Source organism: Streptomyces camponoticapitis, from assembly GCF_014646115.1.
GTDB lineage: Bacteria > Actinomycetota > Actinomycetes > Streptomycetales > Streptomycetaceae > Streptomyces > Streptomyces camponoticapitis.
In genome coordinates, this window is sequence record NZ_BMMV01000023.1 from 41,575 (window position 1) to 54,734 (window position 13,160).

The following is a 13,160-nucleotide window of genomic DNA, read 5'->3' on the forward strand; positions in this document are numbered from 1 at the left end:
AGTGCCGCTGTGGGGGTTCGGTGACCTCCGTGCTCCAGGACATGGCCGGCCGCTCCCGAATCAGGGACGCCCACCCTGCTCCGGCATGCCGCCATGGGCGGACGACGACCAGGGTCCCGGACGGGCAGTTGACCTCTCCGAGCCTGACGATCTCTTCCATGGCGTGCGAGTTCAGGATCCCGCCTCCGGCCGCCCGCTTGCGCACCCGGACGATCCCGAGGGACGGACGGTCGGGCGTCGTTCCTCGGGGCTGCCGAGTGCCGCGAGAGTCAGCGTCGCGGTGACCGATCCCGCCGCCATCAGTGTCATCGCCGTTGCCGGGGAGGTCAGTTGGGCCAGTGCGCCGGCGAGGGCGGCGCCGATGCCCTGCAGGGCCGCCATGCCGGTGGCGTGGAGGCCGAGGGCCTGGCCCGTGAGGTCGTCGGGGGTGAGCGACAGCAGGCGTTCCTGGAGGATCAGGCTCGCGGCGAAGCCGGCCGAGGCGACGGTGACGGCCACGGCCGACACCGCGACTCCGGGCCGCAGGACGAAGAGCAGATAGGGGACCGCCAGCAGCAGGCGGAGCGGGGTCGCGAGCCGGGGGCGCAGCGCCGGCGGCAGCAGGCGGCCCACCGCCATGTCGCCCAGGAACATGCCCAGCGCCCCGCACGCGTAGAGCGTGCCGGCGGCTTCGGGGGTGTAGGAGACGTACAGCGAATCGCTGCCGACGATCATGCCGTTGGGGACCCACAGGCCGAGGTACGCCAGGCGGCGGGGGCGTGAGGACCACAGCAGGGCGTTGGTGCGCCGGGTCGCGGAGACGGACGGGCGGCCGGAGGCGCGTGGCGGGCGCGCCGTCAGGCCCACTCCGGTGACGAGGGCCGACGCCAGGTACAGCGCCGCCGCGAGGAGCAGACAGGTCCGTGGGGACAAGAGCGTCAGCAGTACGCCGCCGGTCGCGAACCCGGCCATCTGTGTCAGGCCCCAGAGCATGCTGTACACCGAACGGCCGAGCACATAGTTGTCCTTGGACAGGATCTCGTTCAGCAGCCCCCCGCGCACTCCCCCGCCCAGCGAGGCGACCAGGCCCTGTGCAAGCAGCACGGCGAAGACCGCCCAAAGGGGCAGGCCGGGCAGCGCCAGAACGGCCGTGCAGACGGCGAAGGCGAGGGCGAGACCGGACAGGATCGCCCGCGGCGGCAGGCGGTCGGCGGCCGACAGCAGGAACGTGGCTCCGGCCAACTGCGCCACCTGCGGGCCGAACATGCCCATCGCCGACAGGAACGGGGATCCGGTGGCCCGGAAGACCAGCGTGCCCAGCGCCAGGCCACCGATCGTCTGGGCGGCGGCGAACGCGGCGAAGGAGAGCAGGAACGGCGTGAACTCCGGGGTATGGAACAGGGAGCGGTAGCTGCGCATGCGCCGAAGTCTCGGGGCATGCCCGGTACCCCTGTGCGGTTTTCCGCCTCCCTGGTGCCGGGACGAGCGCGCGGCCGACACCCAGCGGCCTTTGCGCATGAGGCATATCATCTTGCCTATGACGCAAGACGATGGGGATCTCGACAGCCTGGTACGCCAACGGATCCGCGCGCTGCGCGTGGCGCAGGGCTGGTCCCTGGACGAGTTGGCCGGCCGCGCCCGGCTCAGTCCCTCCACGCTGAGCCGGATCGAGAACGGCCGGCGCCGCCTCGCGCTCGATCAGCTCGTCACCCTCGCCCGCGCCCTGGACACCACCCTCGACCAGCTCGTCGAGACGGCCGCGGACGATGTCATCTCCAGCCCGACGATCGACGCCGCGCATCAGCAGATGCGCTGGCCGGTCCGGGCGGACCCGGGCATGACCGTCGTACGGCAGCGTCTGACCGACCCGCCGCCCGACGGCCCCTCCCGTATGCGCGCCCACCCGGGCCGCGAATGGTTCGTCGTCCTCTCCGGCACGGCCGTCCTGCTCCTGGGCAACAGGCGCTTTCGCGTGGAGACCAACCAAGCCGCCGAGTTCCCCACGATGCTCCCGCACGCCCTCGGCGCCGAGGGCGGGCCGTGCGACGTCCTCGGCATCTTCGACCGCGACGCGCGCCGCGGCCATCAGCGCGGGATCGACGGCGGCGGGGACGGGGCCGGGGCCGCCGGGGACCAGAAGGGTCCCTCCCGTTGATCCCGAGGCCAGACCCGCACGCCCCCCCGTACACCCGTTTCTTGCGCGGCGAGCACGCCAGGCACCACCCTCTTGCTCTTCCGGGAAGCGACCGGGCCGTACGCCCGTGATCCCCATAGCGTGGCCGGCATGACAGACACCTCCTCACACGCGGACCACGACGACGACCAGTCGGAGATCCTCGATCTGGACGCCGAGGTACTCGCGGAACACATCGCCTCCATCACCTCCTGGCTCCCCGTCAGGACGGACCCCCGCCACATCGTCGATCTGGGCTGCGGAACCGGCGCCGGCACCCTCGCCCTGCTCCAGCGTTTCCCGAACGCCCACGTCACCGCCGTCGACTCCTCGACCAGCCATCTGCACCGGCTGCGGCACAAGGCCGGGGCTGCCGGTCTCGCCGATCGGGTACGCACCGTTCAGGCCGACCTCGACGGGGCCTGGCCCGAGCTGGGCACACCCGAACTGGTCTGGGCGTCCGCCTCCATGCACCACATGGCCGACCCCGACCGCACCCTGCGCCAGGTCCACGAGACGCTCGCCCCCGGCGGGCTGTTCGCCGTCGTCGAGCTGGCCGGCTTCCCGCGCTTCCTGCCCGAGGACGCACCGGCCGACCGTCCCGGGCTCGAAGAACGCTGCCACGCCGCAGTCGACCGGCACCACGCCGAGCACCTGCCCCACCGCGGCGCCGACTGGGGGGCGAAGCTTGCCGCCGCCGGCTTCACCGTCGAGGGCGAGCGGACCGTCACCGTGAACCTGGGGCCGCCCCACACCGAGGCCGTCGGCCGTTACGCGGTCAGCACCCTGACCCGTCTTCGCGGCGGCGTCGCGAAGGAGCTGGCGGCGGAAGACCTCACCGCGCTCGACCGACTGATCGACACCGACGGCCCCCACAGCATCGTGCGCCGCGACGATCTGACGGTCCGTACCGAGCGCTCGGTGTGGGCCGCACGCCGGATCTGACAACAGCAACCTTCGGCGGGGAAGGTGAACGAGCGTGGCACCGCCTCACGCGTCGAGGACCGCCACCTCCACCCCCGCCAGCCGCTCCGCGTCCGCGATGATGTCGATCTCCGTCACCTTGCCGTCCTCGATCGAGAACGCGAGAACGAGGAACAGCCGTCCGCCCGGCGCCATCACGAGCCCCGGCGAGCCGTTCACCAGGGCGGGCTGCGTGAACCTGACCCGTTCCGCGGCCATGGACGCGCCCTTGCCCACGTTCTGGGCGCCACGGAGCGTGATCGGTCCGCGGGTCGGCCCCGCCGACCGGTCGGCCCGCAGGACCACGTCCGAGTCGAGCAGCGCGACCAGCGCCTCGAAGTCCCCGCCCCGGGATGCCGCGAGGAACGCGTCGACGACCCGGCGCCTGCGCGCCAGATCCCGCTCGGGTACGGGTGAGGCCCCCTTGACCCGGCGGCGCGCACGGCTCGCGAGCTGGCGGGCCGCCGCCGGGGAGCGCTCGATCATCGGCGCGATCTCGTCGAACGGCACGGCGAACATGTCGTGCAGCACGAAGGCCAGCCGCTCGGCCGGTGCCAGCGTGTCGAGGACGACCAGCAGCGCCAGCCCGACCGAGTCGGCGAGCAGCGCCTCCTCCTCGGGGTCACTCCGGTCGCCGCGCCCCTCGGCCGGATCGGGCCGGCCGGCCGGGCCGCCCGGTACACCGGTCCATACGCCGATCGGTGCGCGGTCCGGCGCGTCGAGCGGTTCCTCGCGCCGGGAGGCGCGCGTACGCAGCATGTTCAGACACACCCGCGCCACCACCGTGGTCAGCCACCCGCGCAGATTCTCGACCTCGCCGGTGTCGGCGCGGTCGAGCCGCAGCCAGGTCTCCTGGACGGCGTCGTCGGCCTCGCTCGCGGAGCCGAGCATCCGATAGGCCACCGCGCCCAGCCGAGGCCGGTCCTCCTCAAAACGCTCCAGCAGCCGCGTGCTCTCGTCCATCGGTCACATTCCTCGTTCGCCCGGTGTCACTGAAGTAGACCCTCTCAACCCCGTCGATGTGACCGGCGAGCAGCCGGTCCGCGAGAGCTTGGAGAAGCCATGACGTCGTCGATCCTGGTCACGGGCGGTACGGGCACCCTCGGACGCCTTGTCACGCCGCTGCTGCGCGACACGGACCACAAGGTACGGGTGCTCAGCCGGCACGGCCGCGACGCGAAGGACGGCGTCGAGTACGTCACCGCCGACCTGCTCAAGGGCGAGGGGATCGAGTCCGCGGTGGACGGCGCCGAGACCGTGCTGCATCTCGCGGGCGCCGCCAAGGGGGACGACGAGGCGACCAGGAATCTGGTGCGGGCCGCGTCGCGTGTGGGCGTACGGCATCTGGTCCACATCTCGGTCATCGGCGCGGACCTGATGCCGCTCGGCTACTTCAGGTCCAAGCTGGGCGCCGAGCGGGCCGTGGAGGATTCGGGGCTGCCGTGGACGACGCTGCGGGCGGCGCAGTTCCATGACCTGGTCCTCACCGTGACGCGGTCCATGGCGAGACTGCCGGTGATCCCCGCGCCCGGCGGGGTGCGGATGCAGCCGGTCGACGCGCGTGACGTGGCGGACCGTCTCGTGGAACTGACGCTCGGCGAACCGGCCGGCCGGGTCGCCGATCTGGCCGGCCCCGAGGTGTACGCGCTGGCCGAGCTGAGCCGCGGATACCTCCGGGCACGCGGCAACGGCCGGCCGACGCGGCGGCCCGCACTGCCCTTCCGGGTTCCGGGCAAGGTGGGCCGGGCGTACCGCGCCGAGGACAATCTGACCCTCGACGGCGCCGACCTCGGAACGCGGACCTGGGAGGACTTCCTCGCGGAGCGGGTCGGCGGTCGCTGATGAGGCAGCGGTAGGAGAGTGCTCCGTGCGCGGCCCCGGCGTGCGCGGCATATTGCGTGGCCACGCGCCACCTCCTCCGGCACAGTGAGCCCGTGAACAGCCCCCGCACCCACCCCGTCCCCGACTTCGTCCTCGGTGGGCAGCCGCACCTCAAGCCCCCCGAGCCGTTCACCGAGCCACCGGCAGTAGGCCACCGCCTCGCCCCAGGTGACCCCGACGACCGGATGGTCCTCCGGCGTCCGCGGCGAAGTCCTGCCCGTGGCCCGCGCGAAGAGCGTCCACTGCCCGACGGTGACAGGGGTGCGGGCGATCCGGAAGGCCGGGAGGTGGATCTCCGTACGCGGGGCCTCCTTCGCGTACCACTCCACCGGCACCCCCGTGTCGGCGTACCGGTGCGCCACTTCCGCCACCTCGTCGACGGGCGTCCCGCGCAGCAGCACCCCGGCCGGGATCCCGACCCAGTCCACCTGTTCCACCGGCATCGCCGCCTCCACCGCTCGCTCGGCCTGCCCTCATGATCACCCCAACGCCCGCACGGCTCATCGGGCGTTGGACCTACGACGACAAGGACCTCGGGACCAGGCGGCGAGGAGAGCGGCCACCATCAGGCGGCGTCGCCGGTTCGGTCCCGGAGTGTGCGGAAGAAGGCCCGTACGTCGGCCACCAGCAGGTCCGGGACCTCCAGGGCCGGGAAGTGGCCGCCCCTGTCGTACGAGGTCCAGCGCGTGATGTTGTTCGTGCGGTCCGCGATGTGGCGCAGGGGGATGAAGTTGTCGTGCGGGAAGTCGGCCAGCGCGGTCGGGACCGGGGACGGCTCGGGTGGTGAAGTCCAGTAGTCGGCGTGGGCCCGCTCGTAGTAGATGCGGGCGGACGAGCCGGCCGTGCCGGTCAGCCAGTACAGCATCACGTTCGTGAGCAGCCGGTCGCGGTCGACGGCGCCGTAGGGGCGGCCGTCCGTCGTGTCGGTCCATTCGTGGAACTTCTCGGCGATCCAGGCCAGTTGGCCGACGGGCGAGTCGTGCAGACCGTATGCCAGGGTCTGCGGGCGCGTCGCCTGGATGTCGGCGTACCCCTGGCGGTCGCGGGCGAACTCCCGCCCCCGCTCCCAGGATTCCCGCGTACGCCGGCGCTCCTCCGGGCTCAGCGCCGCCAGTTCGGGCTCGGTCGGCTCATGCGTCGCGCCGCCGCCCGGCAGCAGATTGAGGTGTACGCCGACGACCCGGCCGGGCCGGATACGGCCCAGTTCGCGGGAGACGGCCGCTCCCCAGTCACCGCCCTGGGTGCCGTACCGCTCGTACCCCAGCCGCTCCATCAGTACCGCGAACGCCCCGGCCACCCGCCGGTACTCCCAGCCCTTCTCCCGCGTGGGGCCCGAGAGTCCGAAGCCGGGGATGCCCGGCAGCACCAGGTGGAAGGCGTCGGCCGGGTCGCCGCCGTGCGCGCGGGGGTCGGTGAGCGGGCCGGCCACGTCGGTGAACTCGACGATCGAGCCCGGCCAGCCGTGCGTCATGATCAGCGGCGTCGCGTCCGGTTCCGGGGACCTGATGTGCGCGAAGTGGATGTGCGCGCCGTCGACGGTGGTGGTGAACTGCGGCCACCGGTTCAGCTCGGCCTCGGCCGCCCGCCAGTCGTACGTGTGCCGCCAGTGGTGGGCCAGCGCCCGGAGCTCGTCGCCCGGGATGCCGTAGTCCCAGCCCGCGCCCGGCAGTTCGTCGGGCCAGCGGGTGCGGTCGAGGCGGTCATGAAGATCGTCCAGATCGCCCTGCGGGATGTCGACGCGGTACGGGTCCATGCGGTTCCGGTCGATACGGGACGGACTGGCGGGCGGGTCGGTGCTCATAGCCGCGCATGCTAGGGCCTGCGCCGTCGGGCGCGTCGCGAATATTCACCACGCGGCGTGAGGCGGGGAACCTCCGCAAAGTCGGTCGCGGCGCGCCCGCTTTCCGCCCTACCGTCGGCACATGACCCGCCACGATCCCGCCCCGCCGCATCGGCCGTGAGCAACGCACGCGCGCTGTGGACCGAACTCGCCGGAGTCCAGGTCGAGTTCGCCTCCCCCGCCGGTGTCGCGGTCGCGCCCGACTCGCTGCTCTGTCCGCCGGGGTGGGCCGGGATCGTACGGATCGGCGACACCGCCGTCGTCACCGCGCCCGACGCGCGGGGCGCCGAGGCGATGCGCGAGGCGGCGAGGGAGCTGTCGTGCCGGGAACTGGTCGACCCGGCCCGGCTCCGCGACGCGCTGAGCGGTACCGCCCCCGTGCTCGACGTGCTGGGGCCCGCCGCGCTCCTCTATCCGGAACGGGGCGGGGACGGGTCCACCCCCGTGCCCGACCAGCGGGTGGCGGACGACGACCGCGCGCCGGCCGCGCTGCTGGCCGCCGTCGGGACGGCCGACGCGGACGAGAGCGGGCTGGAGGAGATCACCTCACCGGCGTTCCTGCTGCGCGAGGGCGGGGAGGTGGTGGCGGCGGCCGGTTACATGGCCTGGCCGCGGTCGGTCGCCCATATGAGCGTCCTCGTCGCCCCGCACCGGCGGCGCCGGGGCCTGGCCCGGATCGTGGCATCGGCCGCCGTCTCGCACGCGCTCGACGCCGGTCTGCTGCCGCAGTGGCGGGCCCGGCCGTACGCGTCGCGGCGGGTGGCGGCGAGCCTCGGCTTCCGGGAGCTGGGCGCTCAGCTCAGCGTGCGGATATAGCTCCTACCCGGGCGGCCGCTGATGTCGATCTCGCCGGTGGACACGAACCCCGCACGCGTCAGTACGGCGTGCGAGGCGGGGTTGTCGAGGGTCGTCCTCGCGTGCAGCGCGGTCAGCCCGTACGTCTCGGCCGCCAGCAGGCAGAGCCTCCGCACCGCGTCCGTCGCCACTCCCTTGCCCGCCGCCTTCTCCGCGATCCGGTAGCCCAGCTCGGCGGAGCCGTCCGTCACGTCGACGAGGTTGACGCGCCCGAGTATCTCGTCCGTCGAACCGCCGTCCCCGCTCACCAGCACATGGAAGAAGTGCAGGCCGGCGGCCTGCTCGGTGAGCAGATCGCCGAGCCGCTCGGCGAAGGCGGAGAAGTACGAGTCACCACGGTCGGGAATCGACGCGGCGAAGTAGGCCCGGTTCTCCTGCTCGAACGCGAGCAGTGCGGGAGCGTGGTCGAGGCGGAGCAGCTGAATGTCGGCCATGCCCGGCACGCTACCCGGACCCGTCCGGGTCATGGCCCGGAATTTCTCCCGGCAGGTGTCACGTCGAGGGGGGCGCGGTTCCCCCGACGCCGTATTCCGGTGGGCCGGCCGACCGGCCGCGAGTACCGTTCCGTCGCGTGACAGCAGACCTCGATCACGACCTGGCCGACCAGGAACTCGTCGCCGTGGCGACCCGGCTCGTCGTGGACCGTGCCAGGGGCGACGACCACACCGTGGCCTGCGCCGCCCGTGACCGTGACGGCCGGATCGTCACCGGTCTGAACGTGTACCACTTCACCGGTGGCCCCTGCGCCGAGCTGGTCACCATCGGCGCGGCGGCGGCCGTCGGCGCGTACGACCTGGTCACCGTGGTGGCCGTCGGGAGCGACGGACGGGGCGTGCTGCCGCCCTGCGGGCGCTGCCGACAGGTGCTGCTGGACTACTTCCCGCTGGTCGGGGTGGTCGTGCCGACGGCGGACGGTCCCCGGACGGTGCCGGTACGGGAGCTGCTGCCGTACGCCTACGAGGTCGCCGAGAACAACTCTCCGCACACAGACACCGAGGATCCCGAGGACCCCGCATGATGCACGCCGACGAGGTGCCGACCGACGTGGGCCTCGTGCGCCGGCTGCTCGCCGCGCAGTTCCCGCGGTGGGCCGGGCTCCCCGTCGAGCAGTTCCCGTCCGGCGGCACCGTCAACGCGGTGTACCGGCTCGGCGACGACATGGCCGTACGGCTCCCCCGTATCGAGGGCGGCGTGGCCGACATCGCCAAGGAGCACCGGTGGCTGCCGTGGCTCGCCCCGCGCCTGCCGGTGCCCATCCCCACCGTCCTCGGCCTGGGCACGCCCGCCGAGGGCTATCCCTGGCCGTGGTCGGTCAACCGCTGGCTCGACGGGACGCACCCGGAGGCCGGCGGCCTCACCGCACCGGGGCCGCTGGCGGCGGACCTGGCCGGCGTCGTCAGGGCACTGCGCCGGCTCGACATCACGGACGCGCCGCCCGCCTACCGCAGCGGGCCGCTGGCCGAGGACGACGAGCCGACCCGCGCCGCCCTCTCCGAGCTGCGCGCACTGGGCGGGATCATCGACACCGACGGGGCGACCGCCGCATGGGACGCCGATCTGCTCGCACCCGACTGGGACGGCCCGCCCGTCTGGGTCCACTCGGACCTGATGCCGGGCAATCTGCTGGTCGACGGCGGACGGCTCACCGGCGTCATCGACTTCGGCACGACGGGGGTGGGCGACCCCGCATCCGATCTGATCCCCGCCTGGAACCTCCTCCCGGCCGGAGTACGGGACACCTACCGCACCGCCCTGGACGCCGACGACGCCACGTGGGCGCGTGGGCGCGGCCGGGCGCTGTCGATGGCGCTGATCCAGCTCCCGTACTACCGGCACACGAACCCGGGGATGGCGGCCAACGCACGCCATGTGATCCGCGAGGTCCTGGCCGACCACCGCCACCGCCGGTCGTAGGCGGGCCGGGGCCGGGCTGGACCAAGCCGGTCGGCGCACTCAGAACGGCAGTTCGGCGCTGTGCAGGACATGCAGCCGGGACACGGCCCTCGTCAGCACCACATACAGCCGGTGCGCGCCGCGTCCTTCCGCTGCCGCGATCGTGGCCGGTTCGACGGCCACGACATGGTCGTATTCGAGGCCTTTGGCGAGCGAGGCGGGCAACAGCGTGACGCGGGCGCCCAGTTCGCCGGGGGACGCCGGCGCCAGCCCCGCCCCGGTCAGCGCCTCGCGCAGCCGCGCCATGTCGCTGTCGGCGGCGATGACGGCGACCGACCCCTCGTACGGCAGCGCCGCACGGACCGCGTCGACCACGGCCGCGCCCATCCCCGCCGCGTCGCGCACCTTCTCGATCCGCAGGTCACCGTCCGCGCGCAGCGACGTGGCGGGCGCCACATCCACCCCCAGGGTGCCGAGCAGCCGGTTCGTCAGCGCCACGATCGCGCCCGGAACGCGGAATCCCACGGTCAGTTGAGCCACCGGGGCATCGGGCGCCCCCAGATGCGCGAGGTGCTCCCGCCAAGCGCGGGCGGCCCACGGGGTGGTGCCCTGCGCCAGATCGCCGAGCACGGTCAGCGAGCCGAATCCGGCGCGGCGGGCGATGGCGCGGCACTGCATCGGGGAGAGGTCCTGCGCCTCGTCCACCACGACGTGGCCGTAGCTCTCCTGCCGTTCGAGAAGCCCGGCCACCTCGTCCAGGAGGAGCAGATCGGCCGCCGACCACGGGGCCGTACGCGCGGAACGACGCCGTGACCAGGTCAGCGCCCGCAGTTCGTCCGCGTCGAGGATGCCGTCGGCCGGCCCGGCCGGATCGGACAGCAGCTCCGCCACCACCTCCTCCGGGCTCACCTTCGGCCAGACCTCGTTTACGAACGCGGACACCGGCCGGGCGCGGGAGATCTTCTGGAGCCAGGCGTTGTTCGTGACCCCCGCGCGCCGTTCGGCCTGCCGCTGGATCAGCCGTACGGCGCGGGTGCGGACGCGCTCACGGCCGATCGCGTACGGCGGTGCCTCCTCCCGTACGTCGGCGACGATCCGCGCCAGCTCTTCCGCCGGCACCCGCCAGCGGTACGAACCGTCCGGCACCTCAAGGGGGCCCACGGGATTCCGCACCCGCCCGTACAGCGCGCGGCGCAGCACGGCCGCCATCCGCACGTCGTGTTTGACGAGGGCGGCGGCCGCGTCGTCCTCCGCCCGGACCGGGTGGCGGGCGACCTCGTCCTCGATCGTGGACTGGCGGACGCCCGTCTCGCCGAGAGAGGGCAGCACCTCGGCGATGTAGGAGAGGAAGGTGCGGTTGGGTCCGAGGATGAGCAGTCCGCCGCGCTTGATCCGGTCGGGGTGGGTGTAGAGGAGATACGCGGCGCGGTGGAGGCCGACAGCGGTCTTGCCGGTGCCGGGGGCGCCCTGGACGCAGACGGACACGGCGACCTCGTCGCGTACGAGATCGTCCTGCTCGGGCTGGATGGTGGCGACGATGTCGCGCATCGGGCCGACGCGCGGGCGCTCGATCTCACCGGCGAGGATCGCGCCGGGGGCCGCGTCCGCGCGGACGGTGCCGGGCGGCCCTGCCCGCCGGAGCACTTCGTCCTCCAGGCCCGTCAGGTCCTCCGGCTGTCCCTTGCTCCACGGCGCCCAGCCGAACCGGCGACGGACGGCGACGCCCTGCGGGTCGGCGGCGCGGGCCTGGTAGAACGCCCGCGAGACCGGGGCGCGCCAGTCGATCACCAGGGGCGGGGACGCGGGGTGTTCGCTGACGCGGATTCGGCCGATGTGGTAGCTCTGCCCGGCGTGGTCCCCGGCGCCGAGATCTCCCGCACCGTCGTCTCCGGCGCCGTCCTCCGTGCCGAAGTCGAGCCGCCCGAAGAACAGCGGGCCTTCCGGAAGCTCGGCCAACTCCTTGGCGTGACTGCGGAATTGATAGCCGAGAACCTCCGCGTCCGCTCCGGAGGCGGAGACGTCCGCGCCGGTGGCGACCCGTTCGCCGGCTCCGTCGATCATGCCCTTCAGGGCCGTACGGCAGCTGTCGTGGTAGGCCCGCTCTTCGCCGAGCGCATGGCTCAGCTCATGGTCGAGTGACGTCATTCCATCGAGAATAACGTAACCGAGTAAAGTTTGTTACCGAGAATCAGTCGGCGAGTGCGAGCCCGTCCCTCAGCTGCCCGAACCCGAGCTCCGCCGCCACCACCGCGTCCGCGTAGACCTGGTCGGCGCTCTCGCCGGCCGCGATCCGCCGCCAGTTCTCCTCGGCGAGCACGCGCTGCACGGCGACGATCTGCCCGGCCGCGAGCCGCGCGGCCACCCCCGCCGGCGCACCGCCCGGCGCGCCCGTCAGCGCGCCCGTCAGCGCGCCCGTCAGCGCGTCCTCCGACCGGCCCTGATACGCGTACGCCCGCGCGACCAGCGACGGAGTCCCGTACAGCAGACCGTGGAAGGCCAGCACCCGCGGATCGTCGCTGAGCCCGGTCACCGGGTCCCGGCGGGCCAGCCCGTCGGCGAAGTGCGCGTGCAGCGCGTCCAGCGCGGAGCCCGCCCCGCGCGCGCCGGTCACCACCCGCGCCGCCTCGTCCTCGTGGTCGGCGAAACGGTGCAGGACCAGGTCCTCCTTGGTGGGGAAGTAGCGGAAGAGAGTCGGCTTCGAGACCTCGGCGGCGGCGGCGATCTCGGCCACCGACACCCTCTCGAAACCCCTCTCCAGGAAGAGCCCGATCGCCGTTTCCGACAGGCGCTCGTACGTCTGCCGCTTCTTGCGCTCGCGCAGACCGTCCGCGCCGTCCTCGGTCGTCTCGCTCATGGGGATGAAGAGTACGCAGCGGACCGGGGCACGGGCCCCGTCGGCTACTTCTCGCGCTGGCGCGCCCGCCGCGCCGCTCCCGGAGTCTCGGCCGGCACCGCCAACTCCCCTTCGGCCAGGCCGTTCATGAACCGCAGGAAGGTGTCGCGGTCGGCGTCGGAGAACCCCGCCAGCGCCTGCCGGTGCAGGCCGTCGACGATCTCCTGGCTCCGTACGGCGAGCCGGGCGCCCTCGTCCGTGACCGCGATGATCCGCGCGCGCCGGTCCGTGCTGGACGGCTTGCGCTCGGCGAGCCCGGCCTTCTCCAGGGCGTCCACGGTGACGACCATCGTGGTCTTGTCCATGTCGCCGATCTCGGCGAGCTGGATCTGGGTGCGCTCCTCCTCCAGGGCGTGCACCAGCACGCAGTGCATACGCGCGGTGAGCCCGATCTCGGCGAGAGCGGCCGACATGCGGGTGCGCAGGACATGGCTGGTGTGGTCGAGGAGGTAGGAGAGGTCCGGTTCCGAGCGGGTGGGCGTCATGGCGGTCATGTTCACCAGCGTAACAATTCGGTCCGTGACGGATTATCCGGAAGGCTCCAATCAGAGTCCGAGATAGATAGTCCGCAACAGAACTATCCGCTAAGGTCTTTCCCGTCGGCCCATCGAGGCGATCCATCGACAGGAGAGACCCATGTCCGAGTCAGACACCGCCGCAGGAACAGACACCGGAACAGACAC

At 72.8% G+C, this 13,160-nt stretch carries 13 protein-coding genes and 1 pseudogene; 6 read left to right on the plus strand and 8 right to left on the minus strand.

Annotated features, from left to right (window positions below):
- Nucleotides 1-171: 171 nt before the first annotated feature.
- Nucleotides 172-1,398: an MFS transporter gene (locus IEY79_RS28670; RefSeq protein WP_189110534.1), complete on the minus strand. Its 1,227-nt coding sequence runs from the start codon at nucleotides 1,396-1,398 to the stop codon at nucleotides 172-174.
- A 118-nt stretch (nucleotides 1,399-1,516) separates the two neighbouring features.
- Here IEY79_RS28670 and IEY79_RS28675 point away from each other — a divergent pair, with 118 nt between their 5' ends.
- Entirely contained in the window at nucleotides 1,517-2,134 is a 618-nt protein-coding gene (locus tag IEY79_RS28675) for a helix-turn-helix transcriptional regulator (RefSeq protein ID WP_189110535.1), read from the plus strand.
- 129 nt (nucleotides 2,135-2,263) lie between these two features.
- Nucleotides 2,264-3,097 carry a class I SAM-dependent methyltransferase gene (locus IEY79_RS28680; protein WP_189110536.1) on the plus strand — a complete coding sequence of 278 codons (834 nt, stop codon included), beginning with the start codon at nucleotides 2,264-2,266 and terminating at the stop codon, nucleotides 3,095-3,097.
- A 45-nt stretch (nucleotides 3,098-3,142) separates the two neighbouring features.
- Here IEY79_RS28680 and IEY79_RS28685 read toward each other — a convergent pair whose 3' ends face one another.
- Complete coding sequence (locus tag IEY79_RS28685; RefSeq protein WP_189110537.1) at nucleotides 3,143-4,078, minus strand: sigma-70 family RNA polymerase sigma factor; 936 nt, start codon at nucleotides 4,076-4,078, stop codon at nucleotides 3,143-3,145.
- A gap of 99 nt (nucleotides 4,079-4,177) precedes the next feature.
- On the opposite strand from IEY79_RS28685, the gene IEY79_RS28690 reads away from it, so the two are divergent.
- The gene (locus tag IEY79_RS28690; protein WP_189110538.1) at nucleotides 4,178-4,957 is read left to right on the plus strand and encodes an SDR family oxidoreductase; all 780 of its coding nucleotides are present in this window, start codon (nucleotides 4,178-4,180) and stop codon (nucleotides 4,955-4,957) included.
- 125 nt (nucleotides 4,958-5,082) lie between these two features.
- Here the strand turns inward: IEY79_RS28690 and IEY79_RS28695 are convergent.
- Nucleotides 5,083-5,439: pseudogene (locus IEY79_RS28695) on the minus strand (formylglycine-generating enzyme family protein); the annotation flags it as partial.
- Between the two features lie 122 nt (nucleotides 5,440-5,561).
- Complete coding sequence (locus IEY79_RS28700; RefSeq protein ID WP_189110539.1) at nucleotides 5,562-6,797, minus strand: epoxide hydrolase family protein; 1,236 nt, start codon at nucleotides 6,795-6,797, stop codon at nucleotides 5,562-5,564.
- 156 nt (nucleotides 6,798-6,953) lie between these two features.
- On the opposite strand from IEY79_RS28700, the gene IEY79_RS28705 reads away from it, so the two are divergent.
- On the plus strand, nucleotides 6,954-7,652 hold the full coding sequence (locus IEY79_RS28705; protein WP_189110540.1) for a GNAT family N-acetyltransferase: 699 nt from the start codon (nucleotides 6,954-6,956) through the stop codon (nucleotides 7,650-7,652).
- Here IEY79_RS28705 and IEY79_RS28710 read toward each other — a convergent pair.
- Entirely contained in the window at nucleotides 7,631-8,125 is a 495-nt protein-coding gene (locus tag IEY79_RS28710) for a GNAT family N-acetyltransferase (RefSeq protein ID WP_189110541.1), read from the minus strand. The genes IEY79_RS28705 and IEY79_RS28710 overlap by 22 nt on opposite strands.
- Nucleotides 8,126-8,262: 137 nt before the next feature.
- Here IEY79_RS28710 and IEY79_RS28715 point away from each other — a divergent pair, with 137 nt between their 5' ends.
- Together IEY79_RS28715 and IEY79_RS28720 are read left to right on the plus strand one after the other, a co-directional pair.
- Entirely contained in the window at nucleotides 8,263-8,709 is a 447-nt protein-coding gene (locus IEY79_RS28715) for a cytidine deaminase family protein (RefSeq protein WP_189110542.1), read from the plus strand.
- On the plus strand, nucleotides 8,709-9,605 hold the full coding sequence (locus IEY79_RS28720; protein ID WP_189110619.1) for an aminoglycoside phosphotransferase family protein: 897 nt from the start codon (nucleotides 8,709-8,711) through the stop codon (nucleotides 9,603-9,605). Before IEY79_RS28715 ends, IEY79_RS28720 begins: the two co-directional genes overlap by 1 nt.
- 39 nt (nucleotides 9,606-9,644) lie before the next feature.
- On the opposite strand, the gene IEY79_RS28725 is transcribed toward IEY79_RS28720, so the two are convergent.
- From IEY79_RS28725 to IEY79_RS28735, 3 genes are read right to left on the minus strand one after another with little or no spacing between them, the layout of a single operon-like run.
- Complete coding sequence (locus IEY79_RS28725; RefSeq protein ID WP_189110543.1) at nucleotides 9,645-11,729, minus strand: HelD family protein; 2,085 nt, start codon at nucleotides 11,727-11,729, stop codon at nucleotides 9,645-9,647.
- A 43-nt stretch (nucleotides 11,730-11,772) separates the two neighbouring features.
- Entirely contained in the window at nucleotides 11,773-12,438 is a 666-nt protein-coding gene (locus IEY79_RS28730; RefSeq protein WP_189110544.1) for a TetR/AcrR family transcriptional regulator, read from the minus strand.
- Nucleotides 12,439-12,482: 44 nt separating this feature from the next.
- Entirely contained in the window at nucleotides 12,483-12,971 is a 489-nt protein-coding gene (locus IEY79_RS28735; RefSeq protein WP_189110545.1) for a MarR family winged helix-turn-helix transcriptional regulator, read from the minus strand.
- Nucleotides 12,972-13,160 lie beyond the last annotated feature (189 nt).

Excerpts from the sequence above, each read along its gene's own strand:
- IEY79_RS28670 (WP_189110534.1), bottom strand. The coding sequence starts at position 1,398 with ATGCGCAGCTACCGCTCCCTGTTCCATACCCCGGAGTTCACGCCGTTC.
- IEY79_RS28675 (WP_189110535.1), top strand. The coding sequence starts at position 1,517 with ATGACGCAAGACGATGGGGATCTCGACAGCCTGGTACGCCAACGGATC.
- IEY79_RS28680 (WP_189110536.1), top strand. The coding sequence starts at position 2,264 with ATGACAGACACCTCCTCACACGCGGACCACGACGACGACCAGTCGGAG.
- IEY79_RS28685 (WP_189110537.1), bottom strand. The coding sequence starts at position 4,078 with ATGGACGAGAGCACGCGGCTGCTGGAGCGTTTTGAGGAGGACCGGCCT.
- IEY79_RS28690 (WP_189110538.1), top strand. The coding sequence starts at position 4,178 with ATGACGTCGTCGATCCTGGTCACGGGCGGTACGGGCACCCTCGGACGC.
- IEY79_RS28700 (WP_189110539.1), bottom strand. The coding sequence starts at position 6,797 with ATGAGCACCGACCCGCCCGCCAGTCCGTCCCGTATCGACCGGAACCGC.
- IEY79_RS28710 (WP_189110541.1), bottom strand. The coding sequence starts at position 8,125 with ATGGCCGACATTCAGCTGCTCCGCCTCGACCACGCTCCCGCACTGCTC.
- IEY79_RS28720 (WP_189110619.1), top strand. The coding sequence starts at position 8,709 with ATGCACGCCGACGAGGTGCCGACCGACGTGGGCCTCGTGCGCCGGCTG.
- IEY79_RS28725 (WP_189110543.1), bottom strand. The coding sequence starts at position 11,729 with ATGACGTCACTCGACCATGAGCTGAGCCATGCGCTCGGCGAAGAGCGG.
- IEY79_RS28730 (WP_189110544.1), bottom strand. The coding sequence starts at position 12,438 with ATGAGCGAGACGACCGAGGACGGCGCGGACGGTCTGCGCGAGCGCAAG.
- IEY79_RS28735 (WP_189110545.1), bottom strand. The coding sequence starts at position 12,971 with ATGACCGCCATGACGCCCACCCGCTCGGAACCGGACCTCTCCTACCTC.